A 21410-nucleotide genomic window follows, 5' to 3' on the forward strand; every position below is an offset into this window, starting at 1 on the left:
CAGCTCAATGGCAACAACGCTGGCCGACCCGGCAGAAACACGATGCCGATATCTCCACATCGGCACGGGCCATGGCCAGATCGAGGCGGATCTTTGCAGCCGCCGCTTCTGCCTCGCGCCCCAGGCGCGTCAGGCATTCGACATAACCATGCAGGCTCCAGACGTTGTCCAGATGCCAGGATGCCCGGCTGAGTGTGTTATCCAGTCCCAGATCGGCGCGATAGGCCTGCAAGGCTTCTTCTACCCTGCCCTGCTCAAGCAACAGGGCGCCAAGCGCGTGGCGTACCGGTTGCATCCAGCCCCAAGGCTCGTCATACGGCAAGTGATCGTCCAGCGCTTGTGCCTCGCGCAGGTGGGCGAAGGCCTCGTCCACATGACCTTTGCGGTACTCGATTTCCCCGCGCAACATGCCCCCGGCCACGGCCAGGATGTCGTTGCAGGTGTTGTTGAACAGGTAGCGAGTGTCCGGCACCCGTGCCCAGGCTTCGAGGAAGTGCTGCTGTTCGGCTTCAGCGGCAGCGACCTGCCCGCACGCCGCGTGCGCCACGCCTTTGGCGTAATGCAGCATGGCGGTGGTCACGCAGTACAACGCCGGATCGTGGGGTAACGGCGTTGCGAGAATGTCCTGCCATTTGCCGAAGCGGATCTGCACGTGCAGCTTCATCGAAACGAAGCCTTCCAGCCAGTCGGCCATGGGCGGTTGCTCAACGCGCAGCAGTTCTTCCTTGATCGTCGCGCTCATCTGTTCGGCAGCGTCCAGCGCCGGTTGATACTGGCCGAGAAACATCGCTGCATAGAGTTTGAAGTGGTAGTTGTGGCATCGGTACAGGGTGTAGAAATTGAGCGGGCCTTCTTGCGCCAGGTATTGGCTGTCGACCTCGATCGCGCGGCTGTTGGTGATCATCGCGCCACGGTAATCGCCGCACAGCACGTCGATGTGCGACGGCATGTGGCGCAAATGACCGGCGTCCGGCACCAGGTCCCGCAGCATGTCGCCGGCGCGCAGTGCCCGTTCCGGGTACGGCGACATTTCCATGGTATGCACATACATATGCAGCACGCCGGGGTGCGGTGTCTCACCCTTCGGAGTCATGCGCTGCAGCGCCTGCTCCAGCACGGCCACAGTTTCCAGCGTGTCGGCGCCGGGGGCCGGAGTGCCGGTTTTCAGATCCCAGAGTTGCCAGGGCGTGCGGTCGATCAACGCTTCAGCGAACAGTGCCGTGACATCCGGATCGTCGGGAAAGGCTTGGTAGACCTCACGCATGGCGGCGGCGTAAGCATCGTTCCAGGTGAGGAGTTCGTCGACGGTCGTGGCCTGCTCGGACTGATAGCGTTGCTGCAGTGCGCGAATCAGCGCCTGTTCCACCGCCGTTGCGCCGTCCAGGTGCACCAATGCAATTTGCGTCGCCAACCGGGCCTGGGCCACGGCCTCCTTGAGTTCCTGCTCGATGAAAGCATCCCAACGCTTGTTGTAGTTGGGGCCGCTGGCATAGGCGATCCCCCAGTAAGCCATCGCACATTCGCGGTCATGTTCGAGGGCTTTGTGAAAGCAGCGGATGGCCTCGTCGTGGTTGTAGCCGTAGCACCACATCAGGCCGCGGTCGAACCAGAGCTGGGCTTGTGGCGAACTCGTTGTCACCGGGCGGCTGTAGGTGCCCAAATCGTAGTAGTCATGCATCGGTTTACCCTCCCGATCAGAGCGTGAAACCCGCGAAGAAACAGGATACCCCCACGCTTGTGCCCAGGCAGTGCAGCCGACGACAGGTCAGGCCGCATCATCACGCCCATGGGAGGTAGCTCGTTCGCTCTATCAATGCCGTCGATGTTCACCATCACATCAATGAAGTTCTCTTAAAAACTGCGCGGCGTAACATCAGCTCCATACCAACCAACAACACCCCGGAGCACACGATCATGAAACGCCAAACCATCCTCAGCATCGCTTTCTCGGTTTTCGCAGTTAACGCATTTGCCGCGACTTCTGTTCAACCCGTCGTCGCTGAAGGCGGCTCGGATCGACTGATCGAAAGCCGTGTGGCTGAAGGGGGTTCGGATCGTTTGATCCAGAATCGTGTCGCTGAAGGCGGCTCTGATCGCCTGATCGAAAACCGCGTCGCTGCCGATGGTTCGGATCGTTTGAAAGGTAACGAAGTAGCCGCCGATGGCTCGGATCGTCTGCAAGGCAACACCGTCGCTGCCGATGGTTCCGACCGCCTGAAAGGTAACGAAGTAGCCGCCGATGGCTCGGATCGTCTGCAAGGCAACACCGTCGCTGCCGATGGCTCCGACCGCCTGAAAGGTAACGAAGTAGCCGCTGATGGCTCCGACCGCCTGCAAGGCAACACCGTTGCATAATCAATCGCTACATCGCGGTACCCAGCAAAAAGCCCGGCCTGATCAGCCGGGCTTTTTCGTGTGCGGCATCATGCGACCGATGGGAACTTCTTGCGGTACGCCGCCGGCAACAAGCCCACGCGCTGGCGCAAGAGCCTGCGGAACGAGTTTCCAACTTCGTAGCCCACGGCGTAGGTGATGCTGTCCAGGATCATGCGGGTGGATTCCAGCAACTGGGTGGTGATGCGCGGCCTGTTCCGTGCAGCGAAAGGTACGGTGCCACCCGGCGAATTTGCCCGCGAACTGGGGTTGTCGGAACAGTCGATGCAAATGCCTTCGTGGCTGACGGAGTGGTCACAAAGTTGCGACGACATGAGCCTTCATCTGCAGGACGAAGAGGCGCCGCGGGCTCGACAGGCACAGGCCGTAGAATGACAGTCGCGGGGGTGCACTTTATCCTGTCGCTCCATCCACTGCCCGGAGACACCTGTGCCCCCCTTCACTGCCCGCGAGGTTTACCAGCAATTGCGCGACGCCGCCCTGGGCCTGCGCTCGCTCCAGCGTCTTGATGAACAATCTGAGCCTGGCATGGTGCAGGTCGATATCGATGGCTGGCGTTTGAGCCTTGATATCGACGCTGGTCGCCTGCGCCACTGCCTCGGCTGCCAGAGTGCGGACGGGCGGATTTTCGATGGAGGGCAACGTTTCGGCACCGATCCGGTGAGCTTGCTCAGCACCTGGGAACTGGCGCAGATTGAGCAGTTATTGGCTGCGGCTGTAACAGATTGATTACACCATTGAGCTTCGTACCAACGTCTGTGCTGTGATACATAAGACCTGATGCGCATCCCATGCCCAAGAGGTTTGCTTATGTTCCACTGCCCACGCTTGCCGCAACTGCTGAGCGGCGCCCTGCTCGGCTTGGTCGCCGCAGCTGCTCACGCTGCCCCTTCCCCTGCCCCCGATGCCCTGCAACCGTTACTGGCAACCATCAATGAGCGCCTGAATATTGCCGATCAGGTGGCGCTGACCAAGTGGGACAGTGGCAAGCCAATCCAGGATACAGCCCGCGAAGCGCAAGTCATTGCCAACGCCCGCAAGCAGGCGGTTCAGCAAAAACTTGACCCGGACGAAGCGGCCGAATTGGTTGCGGCGCAGATCGAAGCCAACAAACTGGTGCAGTATGGGCTGCTCGCTGTCTGGCAAGCCGCCCGCAAGGCACCCGACGTGCCACGGCCCGACCTGAGTCAAATCCGGCCAAAACTGGATATGCTGCAAGTCCGCCTGTTGCAGCAATACGCCGATTTCATGCCCTATCGCGTCGACCCGGAATGCCCTAACTGGCTGGCCGAACAACGCGCCAGCCTGATCAAGGATGCCCTGCATGGCCAGGCATTGATTCGCGCAACCGGTGAGTTATGCGTGACGGATCAATGACTGCATCCATTGACTGCGTCGATAGTCACCATTGATTCAATGAAGTTCTCTTAAAAACTGCACGGCGTAACATTGGCTCCATACCAACCAACAACACCCCGGAGCACACGATCATGAAACGCCAAACCATCCTCAGCATCGCTTTCTCGGTTTTCGCAATCAACGCATTTGCCGCGACCTCTGTTCAACCTGTAGTCGCGGAAGGCGGCTCGGATCGACTGATTGAAAATCGTGTGGCTGAAGGGGGTTCGGATCGTCTGATCCAGAATCGTGTCGCAGAAGGCGGTTCCGATCGCCTGATCGAAAACCGCGTCGCCGCCGATGGTTCGGATCGCCTGCAAGGCAACACCGTCGCTGCCGATGGCTCCGACCGCCTGCAAGGCAACACCGTCGCTGCCGATGGTTCCGACCGCCTGAATGGCAACACCGTCGCCTAAATAAATAGCTACACCGCAACAGCCAAAAAAGCCCGGCCTGATCAGCCGGGCTTTTTCGTGCACGTTGAAAAAGGGACTTTCGCCCATGGCAATTTCCTGCACGAGATCGAGCCCCATCCCATACAAAACAAGGATCAGGCTGATATTCAAAACGAGCGGTAACCGTTGAAATATCGGTTTGGGAACTCAGCCGGGAGACACGCTTTCAACCACCCATCATGCTGCAGTTGACCCTGAACCCCCTGCTCAACCAGAATGCCGGAGGTAGCGCTGATGTAGCTACAAATTAATAATGAGGTTACTGCCATGGGTGCATTACTGAAAACGACTGACGTGCGTTGCCGTATTGATGAGGATTTGAAAGCACGAGCTACCGAAGTTTTGAGTGCGTGCGGCTTGAGCATCAGTGACGCCATGCGTCTTTTTCTTCGTCAGGTTGTCGCGACTCAGGGACTACCGTTTGAAGTTCGCGTCCCTTCCGAGAAAACGGCTCGCGCCATGATGCAAGCACGCGAAATTCGTCAGCGGTTCGACTCGATAGACGAAATGCTGAGGGATGTTGATGGCGAAACCGGAGAAAAAACAAAAACGCGCTGAACTGCCAAAGCAGTGTGCACAGACCTCGGAGTTCAAGAAGTCGTGGGAACGCTACAAGCGTGCAGGCCAACGCAATATGAATGAGGTTCGTCAGGTAATGGTCATGCTTTTCTTGGGAGAGCCGTTACCAGCAAACTACCTTGATCACGCGTTGTCGGGAGATTGGAGCGGTTTTCGAGAATGCCATATGGGTGGTGACTTCTTGCTGATCTATCAGCACACACGCCCCGACCTGCTCACATTTGTCGACCTCGGCAGTCACTCCGAACTGTTCAAATAACGCCGAACACCAGCAAAAAACACCAAGCCTCGATTGATTCGGGGCTTTTTCGTGGGCGGTTTTTAAGCGAACCTATGCCTCCTTTCTGCGGATCTCTCCCATGAGCAAGACCGAAGCGCTGGCCAAAATCATGCTCGGCCCTGTGTTGCTGATGCAGGGTGCGTACACGCGGCGGGTTACGCCGAAACTGCCCGAAGCCGAGGGGGAGCGCCAGGGTATGGCGGGCAGTGGTGAGGTCCTGCGCCTGTTGATACTGGGCGACAGTGCCGCCGCGGGTGTCGGGGCGTCGACCCAGGCCGAGGCCTTGAGCGGGCAACTGGTCAGTCGCTTGGCCAGGGATTACCAGGTGAGATGGAGCCTCTGGGCACGTTCGGGTCTGGACTCGCAGGCGTTACTTGAAATGCTTGAGCAGCAGCCACCGCAGGTCTTTGATGTAGTGCTGCTGTCGATTGGGGTCAACGATGTCACCAGTACACTGACGGTTGATCAGTGGATCGCCCGGCAACAACAGTTATTGGCTGTGCTGCGCGGCCGATTCGCAGCCAGGCAGATCGTGATGTCCCCTGTCCCGCCCATGCATCTGTTTCCTGCGCTGCCGCAACCGCTGCGCTGGTATCTGGGCAATCGGGCGGCGCGTTTCAATACACGCCTGGCGCAACTGGCAAGCCGCGAAGATCACTGTACGATGCTGACAACCGACCTGGCCCCCGTGGCCGGTTCGATGGCGCGGGATGGTTTCCATCCGGGGCCGGCCATCTACAGCTTCTGGGCAGATGACGCCGCGCAGGTCATTGCCCGCCAACTGGGTAAACCCGCATCAGGCAAGCTTTGAACAACAACAAAAAAACAGGAGTTGAATATGTCTGAACTGCAACTGCACCCCAAAGCCGCGGAGTCCTTGAGCCTGTGGCACGCGATGATCCGCACTGGCGATTTGAAATCCTTGCCAACGTTGCTGGATCCGCAAGCGGTGTTCCGTTCACCGATGGCGCACACACCGTATCCGGGCGCGCCGGTGGTATCGATGATCCTCAACACGGTGTCCCAGGTGTTCGAAGACTTTACCTATCACCGTGAACTGGCGACCGCCGACGGCTTGAATGTCATCCTCGAGTTCAGCGCCAGGGTCGGCGAGAAACAGCTCAAGGGCATCGACATGATCCGCTTCAACGAGCAGGGGAAAATCGTCGATTTCGAAGTGATGGTTCGTCCGCTCAGCGGCTTGCAGGCACTGGGTGAAGAAATGGGCCGACGCCTCGGTGCCTATCTGGCCGCCAGCAAGGCCTGATCGCTGCGCAACGCCGGTCGGGCCTTGGGCACCACCTGCAACTCGACCGGCTCACAGAGAAACGCACTGCAGCGCGAACGTAACCAGCGCTGGCCTGAATCTGCGTGCGCTGCTGCGCGCCAGACCATCGACAACTCATGTACCGGCAGGTGCAGCGGTGCCGGCTCAGCCCGCATGCCCGCCACCGATGCCATCGCCTTGGCCACGTAATCCGGCACGATGGCCAGCATGTCGCTTTGCGCCAGCAACCCCGGCAACGCACTGAACTGTGCAACGGTCAACACCACCTTGCGCTGTCGGCCCAGCAGGCTCAGGGCGTGGTCGGTATCATCCGTGGCATTGCCCATGGACGACACCACGACATGCGGGCGCCGACAGAACTCGTCCAGGGCCAACGGTCCAGGCCGAGTGTCAAAACGCAGCAGCGTCGGGCGAATCTGCCGCAGCCCCTTGCGTCGCGCACTGGCCGGCAGGTCGAGGGTATGGCTGATGCCCATGGAGATGTCGCCGTTCACCAGCCTCTGCGACATCTGCTGTTGATCGACCCGAAGCATGATCAATTTGATGTTCGGTGCCTCGATACGCAGCTGGCGCAACAGCCGTGGCAGCAACGCATATTCGACATCGTCGGACAGTCCGATGTGAAACGTCGTATCGCTGGTGCGTGGATCGAACGACTGGCAACGGCTCAACGCAGCGGCGATGCCGTCCAGCGCCGGCGCCAGGTTGGCAAAGATTTCCTCGGCCCGCGCAGTCGGCTCCATCACCCGCCCGCAACGAATGAACAGCGGGTCATCGAACAACACGCGCAAACGGCCCAGGGCACCGCTGATGGTGGGTTGCCCAAGGAAAAGCTTTTCGCCGACGCGACTGACATTTCGCTCATGCATCATCGTTTCGAAAACCACCAGCAGGTTGATGTCGGCACGACGCAGGTCATTTCTGTTCATGAGGTTCGCTACCCGGCACACGGCCATTGAGTTCGGGAAGGTGCCTGTACAGGTTATGAGTGTGGTGGCGGAACGTCTGTCGTACATGGGGACAAAACGATCATGCATTAGGTGAGTGTGCTGATACTTCGGTATAGCGCCCTGTAAAAAGCGCATTTAAATGAATGACTTGCCTATGCCCAATATAAGCGCCACATGACGCCGTGGCAGGTTTCACGGGTTTTTTGTCCTAACGTGTGGCACGCCCGTGCTTCTAGGATACTGAACCGATTCTCCGCCCCAGCCCGAACAAGAAACCGAGGCGCGCATGATCGAAACGCCCACACAAAAGCCTGCCCCTGAGCGCACGCCGCCCTTTGCAAAAGGAACCTGCAGCAAGATGCTGTTCAACACAGGCCAAAGGACCTCTCGTCTCTTGCTCGGTCTCAGTCTCAAGCCGCTGGAAGCACCCCTGGTGTGGCTGATGGGGTTGATCGTGGCGTCCTGCATATTGATCAACACCGAAACCCGCACCGACCTGACCACCACCACGCTGTACATCGCGCTGTTGTTGATGGCGATCAACCTGCTGTCGATCAGCGCAGTGATCGTTGTTGCGTTGTTTTGCATGTTGGTGCTGACGACGATGTGCTTGTATCAGGGCGGGTTCCAACACTGGGAAACCGTCACTGATTTGCTGCACAGCCTGGCTGTACTGGCGGCCATTGTCTATCTGGCGCTTCGCAGCAAACGGGTCTCCGACAACCTGCGCCACAAGGAAGTCTATATGGTCGGTGCCCAGCGCCTGACCCAGACCGCTTGCTTTGGCTTTCGCGCCGACCTCGGCAGAATGGGCTGGTCGGAACAGGCGGCACGGATCCTCGAATACCCAACGGGCACACCGCCCTCGGTGGCGTTGTTCCTGGAGCGAACCCACCCCGATGACCTGCCGCTGGTACTGGCCGGTTTCGACAAGGCTGCGCGCCATGAAACCCTGATCGAGGTCAAACACCGCCTGCTGATGCCCGATGGTCGAATCAAGCATCTGCATTTGTTCGCCACCCCGCTCTTCACCCGCAAAGGCTGCTTCGAGTATCTGGGCGCGCTGATGGACGTGACTGCCAGCAAACAAGCCGAAGAGGCGCTGTGCCGCGCCCAGACCGAATTGGCGCACGTCACCCGCGTGACCACCCTGGGCGAATTGGCGGCGTCCATTGCCCATGAAGTCAATCAGCCGTTGGCGGCGATCACCAGCAGTGCCGAGGCCTGCCGCAATTGGCTGAGCCGGCCGCACCCCGATGTACTCGAAGCGCGTCAGTCACTCGAACGCATCATCGCCAGTTCGAGCCGCGCGAGTGAAATCACCCGTCGGGTCAGGGCGCTGTCGCGCAAGTGCGACCCGTTGCGCCAGAACGAATCGCTCAACGACATCGTCAGCGAAACCCTGAGCCTGGTGCGCTGCGAACTGGCGCATCACAAGATCAATCCGAAAATCGAACTGAACGCATTCGGCGGCCAGGTCAGTGCCGACCGCGTGCAGCTGCAGCAAGTCATCATCAACCTGATCATCAATGCCTGCCAGGCCATGGAGGCAGTCAGTCCTTGCGAACGGGTGCTTTGCATCCGCACCTGGGTCAAGCACAACGAAGTGTTGCTGGAAGTAGCCGATCAAGGCCCGGGCATACCTGCCGACATCTTGCCGCAGTTGTTCACGCCCTTCTTCACCACCAAGGCAAACGGCCTGGGCATGGGCCTTGCCATTTGCCGTTCGATCATCGATTTCCACGAAGGGCGAATCTGGGCCACCAGCGCAACCGGCCAGGGCAGTTCGTTCCTGTTTGCCCTGCCGATACGCGTCGCCAACGATCAGGGTTTCGCTGCGGCCATTTAATACACAGGTATGAGTGCCGTCTGTCGGACTGACAATTAATGTAGCGTCCCTCGCCAGGAACACAGCCCCGGCGGTTGCGCGTCCACCCCTTGGGAATCAGCAATGAACGAACAACATCCACTCAACAAAATTACCCCAGACGAGTCCATGGTTTTCATCGTTGACGACGATGCGCCGCTGCGCGAATCCCTCGGCAGTCTGTTGCGATCGATCGGCCTGCGGGTCGCGTTGTTCGGTTCGGTTGCCGAGTTCATGAAGTACCAGCGACCGGACACGGTCAGTTGCCTGGTGCTGGACGTAAGGTTACAAGGCAGCAGTGGCCTGGACTTTCAAAACGAATTGGCCACTGCCGGCATCAACGTACCCATTGTGTTCATCACCGGCCATGGCGATATCGCCATGACGGTGCGCGCGATGAAAGCCGGCGCGGTGGATTTTCTGACCAAGCCGTTTCGCGAGCAGGATCTGATCGACGCCGTGTGCGCCGCACACAGCCGGGATAAACAACGTCGCGAGTCCGAGCGCCATGCCGATGAACTACGGGCGCGCCACCAAACCCTCACCGCCCGGGAACAAACGGTTATGGCGCTGGCCGCCTCGGGCTTGATGAACAAACAGATTGCCGGGGAAATCGGCTTGAGCGAAATCACCGTGAAGATCCATCGCGGCCAGGCCATGCGCAAAATGGGTGCGCGGTCCTTTGCCGATCTGGTGCGCATGTCTGAGGTGATCTCGGCCCAGCCCGCAATCAGGTGACTATACCCACGTATGCTGTGCGTCCTTTCGGGACAGCGTATCTTGCAGTGATGGCGCAGAGCCTTTTCAGTGTTCTGCGTTACCAGGCAGGACACCACTATGTGTAATGAGGCAATGATTGCCGTTGTCGATAACGATGAATCCGTTCGAATGGCATTAGACAGTTTATTGCGATCCAGTGGTTATCGGGTTCGTACGTACGGGGGAGCAAAGGAGTTTCTTTTTTCCGAGGATCTTTTAGTGACGTTCTGTTTGATCTCCGACATACAAATGCCGGAAATGGACGGCATCAGCATGTATGAGCAACTGGCGGCCCGAGGCATCCATATACCGGTGATTTTCATAACGGGCAACCCTTATGCACAGCGGCCTCCCGGCCTCGGCGCGAAGAAACCGATTGCCTTTTTCCCCAAGCCTTTTTCCACCGACAAGTTGCTCGCCTGTATCGAAACAGTCCTCAACCGACGCAACTAACTTCAGCCGGTTAATACCTTGGTATAGCCCACTCATACTTACTCATACTCGCGCTGACCCAATGTAGCAGTGTCAGATTCAAACCGCTCGAATACCATCTGCTGCAGATCAAGCCGAACCGTCTGCGCCGCGTTTTTTTTACCACTACGCGAATGATTGGCCACAGCGGTAGTGCTTACATCGCAACAACTTTCTCCCTCGATTGTTCTTCAGGAGCAAAACAATGAAACAGCAAATTTTGATTATCGGTGCAGGTTTCGGTGGTGTATGGAGCGCATTGAGCGCTGCCCGTCTGCTGGACAAGCACGATCGAAATGACATCGAAATCACCGTGCTGGCTCCTCAAGCTGAACTGCGGATCCGCCCGCGCTTCTACGAGCCCGATGTACACACCATGAAAGCACCGCTGAACGATCTGTTCGATGCCGTGGGCGTGAAATTCGTTCAGGGTTCGGCCGAGGTGATCGACGAGAAAAACAAACAGGTTGGCTACACCAACGTCGCCGGTGTCCAGGGCAAGTTGAGCTACGACCGCCTGGTGCTGGCTGCCGGCAGCAAGCTGATGCGTCCGCCGCTCGAAGGCCTGGAGCATGCGTTCGATGTCGATGAAATCGAATCCGCCACCGAACTGGAAGCGCACATCAAGGCGCTGAAGGACCAGCCGGCCAGTGCTGCGCGCAATACCGTAGTGGTGATCGGCGGTGGTTTCACCGGTATCGAAACCGCCACTGAAATGCCGGCACGCCTGCGTGCCGCGCTGGGTGATGACGCCGACATCCGTGTGGTCGTTCTCGAACGCGCCCCGCAAATCGGTGCCGCTCTTGGCGACGGCATTCGCCCATCCATCGTCGAGGCGTCGGAACATCTGGGCATCGAATGGCTGGTCGGCGCCACCACGGCCTCGGTCGATGCAAACGGTGTGACCCTCACCGATGGCCGTCGCATCGAGTCCAACACAGTGATCTGGACCGTGGGTTTCCGCGCCCACTCGCTGACCGAGCAAGTGCAAGGCACCCGCGATCATCAGGGTCGTCTGCATGTGGATCAGAACCTGAAAGTGCGCGGGCACGCCGATGTCTTCGCCAGTGGTGACGTGGCCTATGCCGCCACCGATGATCAGGGCAATTTCGCCGCCATGTCCTGCCAGCACGCGATTGCTTTGGGTCGCTACGCCGGCAACAACGTCGCCGCCGAACTGCTGGGCGTGGAACCGATGGCCTACAGCCAACCCAAGTACGTCACTTGCCTGGACCTGGGCACCTGGGGTGCGGTGTTCACCGAGGGCTGGGATCGCCAGGTGAAATTGGTGAAACAGGAAGCCAAGGAACTCAAGACCCAGATCAACTCCGTGTGGATCTACCCGCCGGCGGCAGATCGTGCCACCGCGCTGGCCGCGGCTGATCCATTGATTCCAGTGGCCTGACACCAAGCCGCAGGTGATCGATATGTATGCTTTTTTCGAAGATCCGTATCGGGTACTGAGGCTGTCCCATGTACTGCTGATCGGTGGGTTGTTCGCGCTGCTCATCGGCGCCGTTCTGGCTTACGGCTATGACGCGTATCTGTCATTGCCAGGCCTGGTGATGGCCCATGCCTTGACGATACTCGGTCCGACAGCCATCAAGCTGGGTTATGTCATGCGCTTGCTGTCTTTCAATCGGCTGCGACAAAACCCGCTGACAACGCTGCAGGGTTTCACCGGGTGAAGTGAAGTTAAACGCCCGTATCCCGGCCAGCCCACTCCTTGCTGGACCGGGACATTTCCCAAGCGCCCGCCACTGGTTTTTCTGGCGGGCGTTTTTTATCACGTCAGCTCTACCGCAATTCCCGATGAACATTTGCTCCAAAGGACAACTGAACAGCCCATTTCAGTAGTGCTTTTGCACAACAACACCAACGCCCCTCACTAAGAGTTTGCCCGGCATCACCGATGCCCTGCGAGTTGCCGTTCGATAGCAAAAACCCGGAAGAACAAATGTCTATCATTAAACGTTGCAAGAAACTTTTTTTTTCAGATGCCTTGGCCTGGCTGGCTGCCATTGCGGTCGGCAGCATGATCTTTATTACCAACTCTTACCTTGAACTGGATGTTGCGCCGACACTGTTCTACATCACGCTGGTGTTCATGTCGGCGAACTTCTTTCCTGTTCCGGTTTTCCTCGCCGTCGCTTTCGGTTGCGTAGCCATCCTGAGCGCCACCTTCGTCGTCGAAGAAGGCTACCGCGATCACAGGATGATCGCCGGGTTCGTGCGTTGCCTGATCGCACTGACCACCATCACCTTGCTGGCGCTGCGCAGCAAGCGCGCGACCGAGACGTTGCGTCGCAAAGAAGCGTTCTTTCTGGGTGCAGAAAAACTCAGTCACACCGGCAGTGTCGGTTTTGCCATCGATGACGAGGTGATCGTGTCGTGGTCGGATGAAGCCTCGCGCATTTTCGAGTACCCACTGGGCGAAACGCCAACGCTGGCGATGGCCCGCGAGCGCACACATCCTGATGACCTGGCGATTTTCGACAGTGTCCTGGAACAGGCTGCCCGCCAAAAAAGCCTGATTGAAGTGGAGCACCGGCTGGTCATGCCCGATGGCCGGATCAAGCATGTGCAGATGATCGCCAACCCACTGTTCAAGCATGGCAGGCGCATTGAGTACGTCGGTGCCTTGATGGATGTGACCGGGTCAAGACACTCCGAAGAAGCGCTGTTGCACACCCAGGCCAAACTCGCTCACGTGACGCGGGTGACCTCCATGGGTGAATTGGCCGCGTCCATTGCCCATGAGATCAACCAACCGTTGGCGGCGGTGATCACCAGCGGTGAATCCTGCAAGCGCTGGATCAACCGCCCCGAGCCGAACCTCGAAGAAGCTCGCCGCTCACTGGACCGGATCATTCAGAATTCAGCCAGGGTGTCCGATGTCATCACCTGCATTCGGGCGCTGTCGCGCCAGAGTGAAGTGCAGCGCCAGACCGAAGTGTTCGACGAAATCGTCAGTGACTCACTGACGCTCATGCAACATGACATCTGCAATCATCAGGTTCGTCCACTCGCACAGCTGGGTGCCCCCGGCGCGCACATCCACGGTGACCGGATACAACTGCAGCAAGTGATCATCAATCTGATCATCAATGCCTGCCAGGCCATGGCCAATGTGCATGACCGGGCACGAACGCTGCGGATTCAAACGTCGGTCCAGGATAACGAAGCGCTGCTTGAAATCGCCGATTCCGGCACCGGCATTGCCGAAGACATTCTGCCATCGCTGTTCGATCCGTTCTTCACCACCAAACCCACCGGCCTGGGGATGGGCCTCTCGATTTGCCGCTCGATCATTGAATTTCATGGTGGGCGCATCTGGGTGTCCAGCGAAGTGGGAGTGGGCACGCAGTTTCTGTTTGCGATTCCGCTGACGTCCCCGAATCACGATGAATAACCTTCATCCACACATGCCGCCATGCGGCGCTTTGGAGAACTCGCTGTGTCTATCAATGAAACAAGCCCGCATCCTGATCATGCCCAACCGCGCACCATCGTGTTCGTGGCCTACCCGCAAATGGGTCTGCTGGACCTGACCGGTGCCCAGACAGTGTTCTGGGTGGCCAACAAAGCCATGACTGAACGCGGGCTCCCCGGCTATGCGCTGCATACCGCCAGCATCACCGGTGGCGAAATCCAGTCGGCCGAAGGCCTGGTGGTGCAAAGCCGGAAGCTGAGCGAGTTTGACGATAACCCGGTCGATACCCTGATCGTCCCCGGCTCCCCGAGCATTCGCCAGATCCTTGCCGAAAGTACGGCGCTGGTGGACTGGCTGCGCCAGGCTTCAGCCACGGCCACGCGCACGGCGTCGGTTTGCAGCGGCACATTCTTGCTGGCCCAGGCCGGTTTGCTCGATGGCCGACGGGCCGCAACCCATTGGGTGATGGCCGAATGGTTCGAGCGCCTGTTCCCCCAGGTCGAACTGGATCAGGAAGCGATCTTCGTGCAGCAACAGTCGGTGTGGACCTCCGCTGGCATCAGTGCCGGGATCGATCTGGCCTTGGCGCTCGTGGAGGCTGACGGGGGGCGCGAAGTCGCGATGCAGGTCGCGCGACACATGGTGGTGTATTACCGCCGACCAGACAATCAGGAGCACTGGGGCGCATTGCTGCAATCGCAATTCCAATGCTGACGCCCATACCCAGGTATGACGACTGTAGCCCCATGTGCTACGCCACTGTCTTGAGGTAGGAGTGTTGTCAGGCGTGTATCGATTTACGCTGGGCACCTTGAATGAATCAACTCATCGCGCCGACGCGCTGACCCGGGGACGGTTGTCATGAACGCACTGCAAAAGCTGTACATCGTCAGTCATCCGCTGCGCATCAGTCGCTATGGTGCGCATACGTCGCTGTCCACTTGCGAGCGAGTGGAGATCATCGACGCGTTGACGCAAACCCTCAACACCACGCTGGGCATTCTTGCGCAGCTCAAACGGGGTCAGCAGACAGTACGAAACGTCAGCTTCCTGCCGGTGCAACAGCTGTTCCATCGCTTGGTACGCGTCAACGCCGATTACGCCGAATTCCTTGCCGACGGCATCACCGACCTCGGCGGATACGTTGAAACCGCGGCGCTCTACAGCCTGAATGACAGTCGTGAATCACAGTGTTTTGCCGACTGCCTGACCGGGATTTGTCAGGGTACGCGCCGCCTGCGAGCCTTTGATGCCTTGCTGCGCGACTGCTGCGACAGCGCTATCGAAAACAAGGACACCGCCAGCAAACGATTCTTTGAAGAGTGCGCACGGCACAACGCGCGTTTCCTGTCGCTGCTCGAGGACAACCTGGCCCGGGAACAGCCGTACTGAGAACGCTGCTGTATTTATCTAAAATCAACCAACAAACATACCCAAGTATACTATTCCGCTTTTTTTGAGCGCGTATCTTGCAAGTATGGCGGGCGCCACTTAGCGCCACTCGCAATGACGCAAGGTTTCCACATGTTCAACTCAGCTATTATTTCAGTTGTTGATGATGACGAACTAATTCTTATCTCGCTGGACAGTTTATTGCGTTCTTACGGTTACACGGTAAACACCTACAACAGCGCCTACGCGTTTCTTGAATCCAGCGGCCCCGAGCAGACCGACTGCCTGATCTCCGACATTCAGATGCCCGGTATGTGCGGGGTACAGCTGTACGAAACGCTGGCGGCCAGAAACACCCATATCCCAACGCTTTTCATTACCGGAAAGCCTGGCCTGCCACCGCAGTTCAGCGCCAGCGTGCGAAAACCCGAAGGATATTTTGCCAAGCCTTTCAATACCGATGCATTGCTGGCGTGTATCGACAGGGTGCTTAAGCGCCAGGTTCGATGCTGACCGCCTGGCCAATAATTCTTAACACCTTGGTATAACAAACTCAGACTCAAGCAGGCACTTTTTTGCCGTTTGCAAAGCTGCGCTGCAACACCGAAACAAATAACATTTTCATTATCAGTTTCTGTTTAGTTAAAACTTTGATTCTTCCTGCCCAACTAAAACCTCAACGTGAAGAACCGTGACATGCCAAAAAACAAACTGACCTCGATCAACGGCGCTCCCGTCGTCGACAACTTCAATATCCAGACCGCCGGCCCTCGCGGCCCAGCGTTGCTGCAGGACGTCTGGCTGTTGGAAAAACTCGCCCACTTCGACCGCGAAGTCATTCCCGAGCGACGTATGCACGCCAAAGGTTCCGGCGCCTACGGCACCTTCACCGTGACCCACGACATCACGCGCTACACCAAGGCCCGGCTGTTTTCGCAGGTGGGCAAACAAACGCCGATCTTTACCCGCTTCTCGACGGTTGCCGGTGAGCGCGGCGCGGCGGATGCCGAACGCGACATTCGTGGTTTTGCCCTGAAGTTCTACACCGACCAAGGCAACTGGGATTTGGTCGGCAACAACACCCCGGTGTTTTTCTTTCGCGACCCATTGCGCTTCCCGGACCTCAACCATGCGGTCAAGCGCGACCCGCGCACCGGCATGCGCAATGCGCAAAGCAACTGGGATTTCTGGACGTCATTGCCCGAAGCCTTGCATCAGGTGACCATCGTCATGAGCCAGCGTGGCATTCCGCGCAGCTACCGGCACATGCATGGTTTCGGCAGCCATACGTTCAGCCTGATCAACGCCAACAACGAACGGCATTGGGTCAAGTTCACCTTCAAATCCCAACAAGGCATCGACAACCTGAGTGACGAACAGGCTCAGGACCTGATCGGCCGCGACCGCGAAAGCCACCACCGGGATCTGTTCGACAGCATCGAAGCGGGCGACTTTCCACGCTGGACGTTCTACATCCAGGTCATGACCGAGGACCAGGCCCATGATCACGGCGTCAACCCGTTCGACCTGACCAAGGTCTGGCCGCACAAAGACTACCCGTTGATCGAGGTGGGTTACTTCGAGCTCAACCGCAACCCGGAAAACGTCTTCGCCGAAGTCGAACAAGCCGCGTTCTCGCCGTCGAACGTCGTACCCGGCATCGGCTTCTCACCCGACCGGATGCTGCAAGCGCGGTTGTTTGCCTACGGCGATGCCGCGCGTTATCGCCTGGGGGTCAATCACCACCAGATCCCGGTCAACGCCGCCCGTTGCCCGGTACACAGCTTTCATCGCGACGGCGCCATGCGCGTGGACGGTAACTACGGCGGTCAATTGGCGTACGTACCCAACAGCGATGGTCAATGGGCCGATCAACCGGACTGGCGCGAACCGCCGCTGAAAATTTCCGGCGCTGCCGGGCATTGGGATCATCGCGTGGACGAAGATCACTTCGAACAGCCCGGCAACCTGTTCCGCCTGATGTCCGAGTCGGAGAAACAAGCGCTGTTCGACAACACCGCGCGCTCGCTCAGTGGCGTCTCTCAGGAAGTGCAGCAACGGCATATCGCCCATTGCACCCTGGCCGATCCGTTTTATGGCGCCGGGGTTTCCCGAGCATTGGCCGAACTCGACCGGTAAAGCCCAGACCCTGCAGGAACGAGCCTGCTCGCGATTGCGGAGTGTCAGTCACTTTAAAGGTGACTGGTACACGGCAATCGAGAGCAGGCTCGCTCCTGCAGGTTTATCGCTACAGTTGAAGATATCGACCCAGAGACCGGGCTTCGGCGTGTACGCAAACGGAGCGTTGATGGCATCATCCCCCGTCAGATCGACAGAGGAAGCGTCCTGATGCACTCCAAATCAATGCCGGCGTGCGCCGATGTGCGCCCGTGCCAGCCGCCCGGAATCACCCAATGACGGCCATCGTTCGGCCAAGGCCGATGCTGATTTCCCTGGGTCTGTTATTGCTGCTGGTGTTCTGGTTGTCGCTGGCTCTCGGGCCGGTCAGCCTGCCGTTGGGCGATACCTTGCTTGCCGGCCTGCGTCTGCTTGGCCTGCCAGTGAATGGCGGTGACACGCAACAGGCGCAGCTGATCCTCGGGCAGATCCGCCTGCCACGCAGCTTGCTCGGCATTGCGGTCGGTTCGGTATTGGCACTGTCGGGCGTGGCGATGCAGGGGTTGTTCCGTAACCCATTGGCGGACCCGGGCCTGGTGGGAGTGTCTGGCGGTGCGGCGCTCGGCGCGGCTTTCGCCATCGTTGGTGGCAGCATGCTGGGTGGTTTGTCACCGGCCATCGAACCGTATCTGCTGTCGATATGCGCTTTCGCCGGTGGCTTGATCGTCACGGCGGTGGTGTATCGCTTCGGCCGCAGCAATGGCCAGACCAACGTCGCCACCATGTTGTTGGCGGGGGTGGCGATGACCGCCATGGCCGGTGCAGGTGTCGGCTTGTTCACTTACCTGGCCGACGACGTCACGCTACGCACCCTGACCTTCTGGAACCTGGGCAGCCTCAACGGCGCCAGCTATCCGCGCTTGTGGCCGTTGCTGATCGTGGCAGTGGGCGTGGCGTTGTGGCTGCCACGGCGCGCGGCAGCACTCAATGCGATGTTGCTCGGCGAATCGGAAGCCCGGCACCTGGGTTTCAATGTCGAGCGAATCAAACTCGAACTGGTGCTGTGCACGGCGCTGGGTGTGGGTGCCGCCGTGGCGGCGGCAGGCCTGATCGGTTTTATCGGCCTGGTGGTGCCGCACCTGATGCGCCTGCTGGTCGGCCCGGATCATCGGGTTTTGTTACCGGCCTCGTTGCTGGCCGGTGCCAGCCTGCTGTTGTTGGCCGATCTGGTCGCCCGACTGCTGCTGGCGCCAGCCGAATTGCCGATCGGTATCGTCACGGCGCTCATCGGCGCGCCCTTCTTCCTTTACCTGCTGGTGCGAGGGCGTGCCTGATGCTGCGGGCAAACAATTTGCTGGTCCGACGCGGCAGCCGCACCGTGCTGGCCGACATCGATATCGACTTGCGTCCGGGTCAAGTACTTGGCGTATTGGGGCCTAACGGCGCGGGCAAAAGCACCCTGCTCGGCGCCCTTTGCGATGAGTTGCCGATCAGCGCAGGCACGGTCAGCCTTGACGGGCGCAAACTCGCTGACTGGCCGGGCCAGGAGCGGGCCAGACGCCTGGCCGTGTTGCCGCAGAGTTCGAGCCTGAACTTCGCTTTCTCGGTCAATGAAGTGGTGGGCATGGGCCGTCTGCCCCATGCCAGCGGACGTGTGCGCGATGCGCAAATTGTCGCCGAAGCCCTGAGTGCCGCCGACGCCTTGCACCTGGCCGGGCGCAGTTATCTGGCGTTGTCCGGTGGCGAGCGCCAACGTGTGCATCTGGCACGGGTGCTCGCGCAACTGTGGCCGGGCGCCGAGGGGCAGATTCTGTTACTCGACGAGCCGACCTCGATGCTCGACCCGCTGCACCAGCACACCATCCTGCAAGCGGTGCGCGATTTTGCCGGACGCGGTGCGGCGGTGCTGGTGATCCTGCACGATCTCAACCTGGCGGCGCGTTATTGCGATCAGTTGCTGCTGTTGCAAGACGGTCGTCCACACGCCTGCGGCCCACCGGATGAAGTATTGACCGCTCAAGCGCTGGAAGCGGTGTACGGGCTGCAAGTGCTGATTCACCGACACCCGGAACGCGGCCACCCTTTGATTATCGCGCGCTGATTCCCCGGCGTGCGAAAGGCCATGTCTGATGAGGAAAACCGATGCGCATTCTGCTGTTATGCCTGGTCAGTCTGCTGGCTGCCTGCCAATCCCATTCCGTCACTGCCCCACCCGCGCCGATCGCCCCGCAAGGTCGCGATCACGCTGACCACCGGGTGATCCGTGAACTCGCCACCGGCCGCACCCTCACCCCGCAAGCGCTGGTCGAACGCCTGGCGGCTGCGCCACGGGTGCTGGTCGGTGAACAACACGACAATCCTGATCACCATGCCCTGCAACTGTGGCTGCTGCGCCAACTGGCGGCGCGGCGTCCGCAAGGCAGTCTGCTGATGGAAATGCTCAACCCCGATCAACAGGCGAAAGTCGACGCCGCGCAGGCCGATACCCGCGCCGGTCAGCCACCGGCCAATGTCTATCAGGCGCTTTCCTGGCAAGCCAATTGGGATTGGAGTGTTTACGGTGCCGTGGTGACTTACGCCCTAAGCCAGCCCTACCCGCTGCTGTCGGCCAACCTTGACCGCGCGCAGATCATGCAGATTTACCAACAGCGACCGACGCTCAGCGGCGAAGCGTCCACCACGCAACAGGTACAAGCGACCTTGCTGGAGGACATCCGGGAATCCCATTGCGGACTTCTGCCCGAATCACAGATGCCGGCAATGCTGGCGGTACAGCAACAGCGTGACCGTCACATGGCAGAACGCCTGTCAACGGCACCGACGCCTGCACTGTTACTGGCCGGCGCGTTTCATGTGCGCAAGGATCTCGGTGTGCCATTGCACCTCAAAGACCTCGGTGCCGGCAAAGGTAACGCGGTGCTGGTGCTGGCCGAAGCAGGCAAGGCCGTGACAGCAGAAAGCGCGGATTATGTGTGGTACACCGCCGCGCAACCGGAGCAGGATCACTGCGCGAGCTTGCGTGGCGGCACGTCATCGACAATGCAGCGATAACGTGCCGCGTAAAGTTGTGGAGAGTTTGATTAGTCCATCACCTGGAAGGATCTTTTCGACCGTGCGCCAGGAAAACCTCACAGGCCCAACCGAAACTGCTTCGGCGTAATCCCGAACCGCTTGCGAAACGCCCGAATGAAATTACTCGGTTGCCGATACCCAAGCCGTTCGGCAATCCGCTCGATGGGCTGGTCCCCCGCCGTCAGCCAATGCCGCGCCAACTCCAGACTGTCACCGCGAACGTGCTGTGAAGCTTCAGTCTGCCAGTGGCGCAACATGCTCTGATGCAAAAACGGATTAGCCCCCAGCAATGGTTCATCGAGACTGGCCAGCGGCAGGCTCAGGCACGGATGGGGTCCGCGCTTCACGTCAACCCCGACACCGCGCAACCACTCGCCAGCCGCCTGCTCGGACGTCAGGGTCACTGCGCAAAAAACCTCACCCGGTGCCCGCCCCAGTCGTCGGGCGATGTTGCGCACCAGGCTCAACGTCGCCGCATCCAGCCCAAAAAAATGTGGTAGCCGGTAAACGCTGCGCAAGTGCAGGTGGGCCTGCCCATCGACTTGCTCAAGTTGCGCCTGAACATAATTGGTCACTCGGGGCAGAAACTCGGTGAAGCACAGCAGACTGACGCGCAGGGTCGCGGCGGAATCGAGCAGAATGTTCAAGCCTTGCAGAGTGGTGGTGGCCATGCCGTTGACCAGTTCACAGCCGAATGTTGCGCTTGCACCCAGCCGCTCGCATTCACTCCACAACTCCTCGACCAGGTGCGCCGGCACCTGTGAACCTTGCCCGTCCAGTAACGAAAGGCAGATACCGGCCCGCTTGAGCAACTGATCACGACACAGCCCTGACTGCTGGGCGTGACTGAGGATGGTGCGGGTGAAGGCGCTGGAAATGAACGGTTGACTGGTCATGGCACGCTACAACGAAAGACAGGCGTGTACTTATGCCAGCCTCTGTGATATCGATCCA

Annotated in this window: 23 protein-coding genes and 3 pseudogenes; 22 read left to right on the plus strand and 4 right to left on the minus strand. The window is 59.2% G+C overall.

Annotated elements, in window-relative coordinates; all coding sequences use genetic code 11:
* Nucleotides 1-4: 4 nt before the first annotated feature.
* Nucleotides 5-1678 carry a tetratricopeptide repeat protein gene (locus D8U73_RS15965; protein ID WP_130905079.1) on the minus strand — a complete coding sequence of 558 codons (1674 nt, stop codon included), beginning with the start codon at nucleotides 1676-1678 and terminating at the stop codon, nucleotides 5-7.
* A gap of 236 nt (nucleotides 1679-1914) precedes the next feature.
* Between D8U73_RS15965 and D8U73_RS15970 the strand changes: the two genes are divergently transcribed.
* Nucleotides 1915-2355 (plus strand): hypothetical protein, encoded by a 441-nt coding sequence (locus D8U73_RS15970; RefSeq protein ID WP_130905080.1) that lies wholly within the window; start codon nucleotides 1915-1917, stop codon nucleotides 2353-2355.
* Nucleotides 2356-2423: 68 nt separating this feature from the next.
* Here D8U73_RS15970 and D8U73_RS15975 read toward each other — a convergent pair.
* Nucleotides 2424-2570, minus strand: a pseudogene (locus tag D8U73_RS15975) (GlxA family transcriptional regulator); the annotation flags it as partial.
* A 1-nt stretch (nucleotide 2571) separates the two neighbouring features.
* Here D8U73_RS15975 and D8U73_RS15980 point away from each other — a divergent pair.
* The 8 genes and pseudogenes from D8U73_RS15980 to D8U73_RS16015 form a co-directional block, all read left to right on the plus strand.
* Nucleotides 2572-2769: pseudogene (locus tag D8U73_RS15980) on the plus strand (thioesterase); the annotation flags it as partial.
* A gap of 54 nt (nucleotides 2770-2823) precedes the next feature.
* Complete coding sequence (locus tag D8U73_RS15985; protein WP_130905081.1) at nucleotides 2824-3123, plus strand: hypothetical protein; 300 nt, start codon at nucleotides 2824-2826, stop codon at nucleotides 3121-3123.
* An 81-nt stretch (nucleotides 3124-3204) separates the two neighbouring features.
* On the plus strand, nucleotides 3205-3771 hold the full coding sequence (locus tag D8U73_RS15990) for a chorismate mutase (protein WP_056856817.1): 567 nt from the start codon (nucleotides 3205-3207) through the stop codon (nucleotides 3769-3771).
* A 113-nt stretch (nucleotides 3772-3884) separates the two neighbouring features.
* Nucleotides 3885-4208 (plus strand): hypothetical protein, encoded by a 324-nt coding sequence (locus D8U73_RS29680; RefSeq protein ID WP_130905082.1) that lies wholly within the window; start codon nucleotides 3885-3887, stop codon nucleotides 4206-4208.
* A gap of 306 nt (nucleotides 4209-4514) precedes the next feature.
* Entirely contained in the window at nucleotides 4515-4805 is a 291-nt protein-coding gene (locus D8U73_RS16000; protein ID WP_130905083.1) for a type II toxin-antitoxin system RelB/DinJ family antitoxin, read from the plus strand.
* The gene (locus D8U73_RS16005; protein ID WP_130905084.1) at nucleotides 4771-5085 is read left to right on the plus strand and encodes a type II toxin-antitoxin system YafQ family toxin; all 315 of its coding nucleotides are present in this window, start codon (nucleotides 4771-4773) and stop codon (nucleotides 5083-5085) included. The genes D8U73_RS16000 and D8U73_RS16005 overlap by 35 nt, the downstream gene beginning before the upstream one ends.
* A gap of 100 nt (nucleotides 5086-5185) precedes the next feature.
* Nucleotides 5186-5917: an SGNH/GDSL hydrolase family protein gene (locus D8U73_RS16010; RefSeq protein ID WP_056856821.1), complete on the plus strand. Its 732-nt coding sequence runs from the start codon at nucleotides 5186-5188 to the stop codon at nucleotides 5915-5917.
* A 27-nt stretch (nucleotides 5918-5944) separates the two neighbouring features.
* Nucleotides 5945-6373 (plus strand): nuclear transport factor 2 family protein, encoded by a 429-nt coding sequence (locus D8U73_RS16015; protein WP_056856822.1) that lies wholly within the window; start codon nucleotides 5945-5947, stop codon nucleotides 6371-6373.
* Here the strand turns inward: D8U73_RS16015 and D8U73_RS16020 are convergent.
* Nucleotides 6349-7323, minus strand: coding sequence for a LysR family transcriptional regulator (locus D8U73_RS16020; RefSeq protein ID WP_130905085.1), 975 nt, complete (start codon nucleotides 7321-7323; stop codon nucleotides 6349-6351). The genes D8U73_RS16015 and D8U73_RS16020 overlap by 25 nt on opposite strands.
* 415 nt (nucleotides 7324-7738) lie before the next feature.
* Here D8U73_RS16020 and D8U73_RS16025 point away from each other — a divergent pair, with 415 nt between their 5' ends.
* The 13 genes and pseudogenes from D8U73_RS16025 to D8U73_RS16085 all read left to right on the plus strand — a co-directional run bounded on the left by D8U73_RS16025 (nucleotide 7739) and on the right by D8U73_RS16085 (nucleotide 20435).
* Nucleotides 7739-9193: an ATP-binding protein gene (locus D8U73_RS16025; RefSeq protein ID WP_347237904.1), complete on the plus strand. Its 1455-nt coding sequence runs from the start codon at nucleotides 7739-7741 to the stop codon at nucleotides 9191-9193.
* A gap of 102 nt (nucleotides 9194-9295) precedes the next feature.
* A complete protein-coding gene (locus D8U73_RS16030) occupies nucleotides 9296-9949 on the plus strand; it encodes a response regulator (protein ID WP_130905087.1) in 654 nt (217 codons plus the stop codon).
* Nucleotides 9950-10048: 99 nt separating this feature from the next.
* Nucleotides 10049-10423 (plus strand): response regulator, encoded by a 375-nt coding sequence (locus tag D8U73_RS16035; protein WP_056856826.1) that lies wholly within the window; start codon nucleotides 10049-10051, stop codon nucleotides 10421-10423.
* A 223-nt stretch (nucleotides 10424-10646) separates the two neighbouring features.
* Nucleotides 10647-11846, plus strand: a complete 1200-nt coding sequence (locus D8U73_RS16040) for an NAD(P)/FAD-dependent oxidoreductase (protein WP_056856827.1) — start codon at nucleotides 10647-10649, stop codon at nucleotides 11844-11846.
* A 22-nt stretch (nucleotides 11847-11868) separates the two neighbouring features.
* A complete protein-coding gene (locus tag D8U73_RS16045; protein ID WP_056856828.1) occupies nucleotides 11869-12129 on the plus strand; it encodes a hypothetical protein in 261 nt (86 codons plus the stop codon).
* A 269-nt stretch (nucleotides 12130-12398) separates the two neighbouring features.
* On the plus strand, nucleotides 12399-13853 hold the full coding sequence (locus D8U73_RS16050; protein WP_056856918.1) for an ATP-binding protein: 1455 nt from the start codon (nucleotides 12399-12401) through the stop codon (nucleotides 13851-13853).
* A gap of 21 nt (nucleotides 13854-13874) precedes the next feature.
* A pseudogene (locus D8U73_RS16055) lies at nucleotides 13875-14576 on the plus strand (AraC family transcriptional regulator); the annotation flags it as partial.
* 159 nt (nucleotides 14577-14735) lie between these two features.
* Nucleotides 14736-15266, plus strand: a complete 531-nt coding sequence (locus D8U73_RS16060) for a hypothetical protein (RefSeq protein WP_056856829.1) — start codon at nucleotides 14736-14738, stop codon at nucleotides 15264-15266.
* Nucleotides 15267-15398: 132 nt separating this feature from the next.
* Nucleotides 15399-15779, plus strand: coding sequence for a response regulator (locus D8U73_RS16065; protein ID WP_056856920.1), 381 nt, complete (start codon nucleotides 15399-15401; stop codon nucleotides 15777-15779).
* 183 nt (nucleotides 15780-15962) lie between these two features.
* Nucleotides 15963-17405, plus strand: a complete 1443-nt coding sequence (locus D8U73_RS16070; protein WP_056856830.1) for a catalase — start codon at nucleotides 15963-15965, stop codon at nucleotides 17403-17405.
* A gap of 329 nt (nucleotides 17406-17734) precedes the next feature.
* Complete coding sequence (locus tag D8U73_RS16075; protein WP_177435532.1) at nucleotides 17735-18718, plus strand: iron ABC transporter permease; 984 nt, start codon at nucleotides 17735-17737, stop codon at nucleotides 18716-18718.
* Nucleotides 18718-19485, plus strand: coding sequence for a heme ABC transporter ATP-binding protein (locus D8U73_RS16080; protein ID WP_056856832.1), 768 nt, complete (start codon nucleotides 18718-18720; stop codon nucleotides 19483-19485). Before D8U73_RS16075 ends, D8U73_RS16080 begins: the two co-directional genes overlap by 1 nt.
* A 41-nt stretch (nucleotides 19486-19526) precedes the next feature.
* Nucleotides 19527-20435: a ChaN family lipoprotein gene (locus tag D8U73_RS16085; protein WP_130905089.1), complete on the plus strand. Its 909-nt coding sequence runs from the start codon at nucleotides 19527-19529 to the stop codon at nucleotides 20433-20435.
* Nucleotides 20436-20512: 77 nt separating this feature from the next.
* On the opposite strand, the gene D8U73_RS16090 is transcribed toward D8U73_RS16085, so the two are convergent.
* The gene (locus D8U73_RS16090; RefSeq protein WP_130905090.1) at nucleotides 20513-21352 is read right to left on the minus strand and encodes an AraC family transcriptional regulator; all 840 of its coding nucleotides are present in this window, start codon (nucleotides 21350-21352) and stop codon (nucleotides 20513-20515) included.
* Nucleotides 21353-21410 lie beyond the last annotated feature (58 nt).

This window comes from Pseudomonas sp. Sample_22 (assembly GCF_004307635.1).
GTDB lineage: Bacteria > Pseudomonadota > Gammaproteobacteria > Pseudomonadales > Pseudomonadaceae > Aquipseudomonas.

What these genes read in the sequence shown, in the direction of transcription:
- D8U73_RS16035 (WP_056856826.1), top strand. Translation starts at nt 10,049, where the DNA reads ATGTGTAATGAGGCAATGATTGCCGTTGTCGATAACGATGAATCCGTT.
- D8U73_RS16015 (WP_056856822.1), top strand. Translation starts at nt 5,945, where the DNA reads ATGTCTGAACTGCAACTGCACCCCAAAGCCGCGGAGTCCTTGAGCCTG.
- D8U73_RS16065 (WP_056856920.1), top strand. Translation starts at nt 15,399, where the DNA reads ATGTTCAACTCAGCTATTATTTCAGTTGTTGATGATGACGAACTAATT.
- D8U73_RS16080 (WP_056856832.1), top strand. Translation starts at nt 18,718, where the DNA reads ATGCTGCGGGCAAACAATTTGCTGGTCCGACGCGGCAGCCGCACCGTG.
- D8U73_RS16020 (WP_130905085.1), bottom strand. Translation starts at nt 7,323, where the DNA reads ATGAACAGAAATGACCTGCGTCGTGCCGACATCAACCTGCTGGTGGTT.
- D8U73_RS16005 (WP_130905084.1), top strand. Translation starts at nt 4,771, where the DNA reads ATGGCGAAACCGGAGAAAAAACAAAAACGCGCTGAACTGCCAAAGCAG.
- D8U73_RS15965 (WP_130905079.1), bottom strand. Translation starts at nt 1,678, where the DNA reads ATGCATGACTACTACGATTTGGGCACCTACAGCCGCCCGGTGACAACG.
- D8U73_RS16060 (WP_056856829.1), top strand. Translation starts at nt 14,736, where the DNA reads ATGAACGCACTGCAAAAGCTGTACATCGTCAGTCATCCGCTGCGCATC.
- D8U73_RS16045 (WP_056856828.1), top strand. Translation starts at nt 11,869, where the DNA reads ATGTATGCTTTTTTCGAAGATCCGTATCGGGTACTGAGGCTGTCCCAT.
- D8U73_RS16030 (WP_130905087.1), top strand. Translation starts at nt 9,296, where the DNA reads ATGAACGAACAACATCCACTCAACAAAATTACCCCAGACGAGTCCATG.
- D8U73_RS16085 (WP_130905089.1), top strand. Translation starts at nt 19,527, where the DNA reads ATGCGCATTCTGCTGTTATGCCTGGTCAGTCTGCTGGCTGCCTGCCAA.
- D8U73_RS29680 (WP_130905082.1), top strand. Translation starts at nt 3,885, where the DNA reads ATGAAACGCCAAACCATCCTCAGCATCGCTTTCTCGGTTTTCGCAATC.
- D8U73_RS15970 (WP_130905080.1), top strand. Translation starts at nt 1,915, where the DNA reads ATGAAACGCCAAACCATCCTCAGCATCGCTTTCTCGGTTTTCGCAGTT.
- D8U73_RS16040 (WP_056856827.1), top strand. Translation starts at nt 10,647, where the DNA reads ATGAAACAGCAAATTTTGATTATCGGTGCAGGTTTCGGTGGTGTATGG.
- D8U73_RS15990 (WP_056856817.1), top strand. Translation starts at nt 3,205, where the DNA reads ATGTTCCACTGCCCACGCTTGCCGCAACTGCTGAGCGGCGCCCTGCTC.
- D8U73_RS16070 (WP_056856830.1), top strand. Translation starts at nt 15,963, where the DNA reads ATGCCAAAAAACAAACTGACCTCGATCAACGGCGCTCCCGTCGTCGAC.
- D8U73_RS16000 (WP_130905083.1), top strand. Translation starts at nt 4,515, where the DNA reads ATGGGTGCATTACTGAAAACGACTGACGTGCGTTGCCGTATTGATGAG.
- D8U73_RS16090 (WP_130905090.1), bottom strand. Translation starts at nt 21,352, where the DNA reads ATGACCAGTCAACCGTTCATTTCCAGCGCCTTCACCCGCACCATCCTC.
- D8U73_RS16050 (WP_056856918.1), top strand. Translation starts at nt 12,399, where the DNA reads ATGTCTATCATTAAACGTTGCAAGAAACTTTTTTTTTCAGATGCCTTG.
- D8U73_RS16010 (WP_056856821.1), top strand. Translation starts at nt 5,186, where the DNA reads ATGAGCAAGACCGAAGCGCTGGCCAAAATCATGCTCGGCCCTGTGTTG.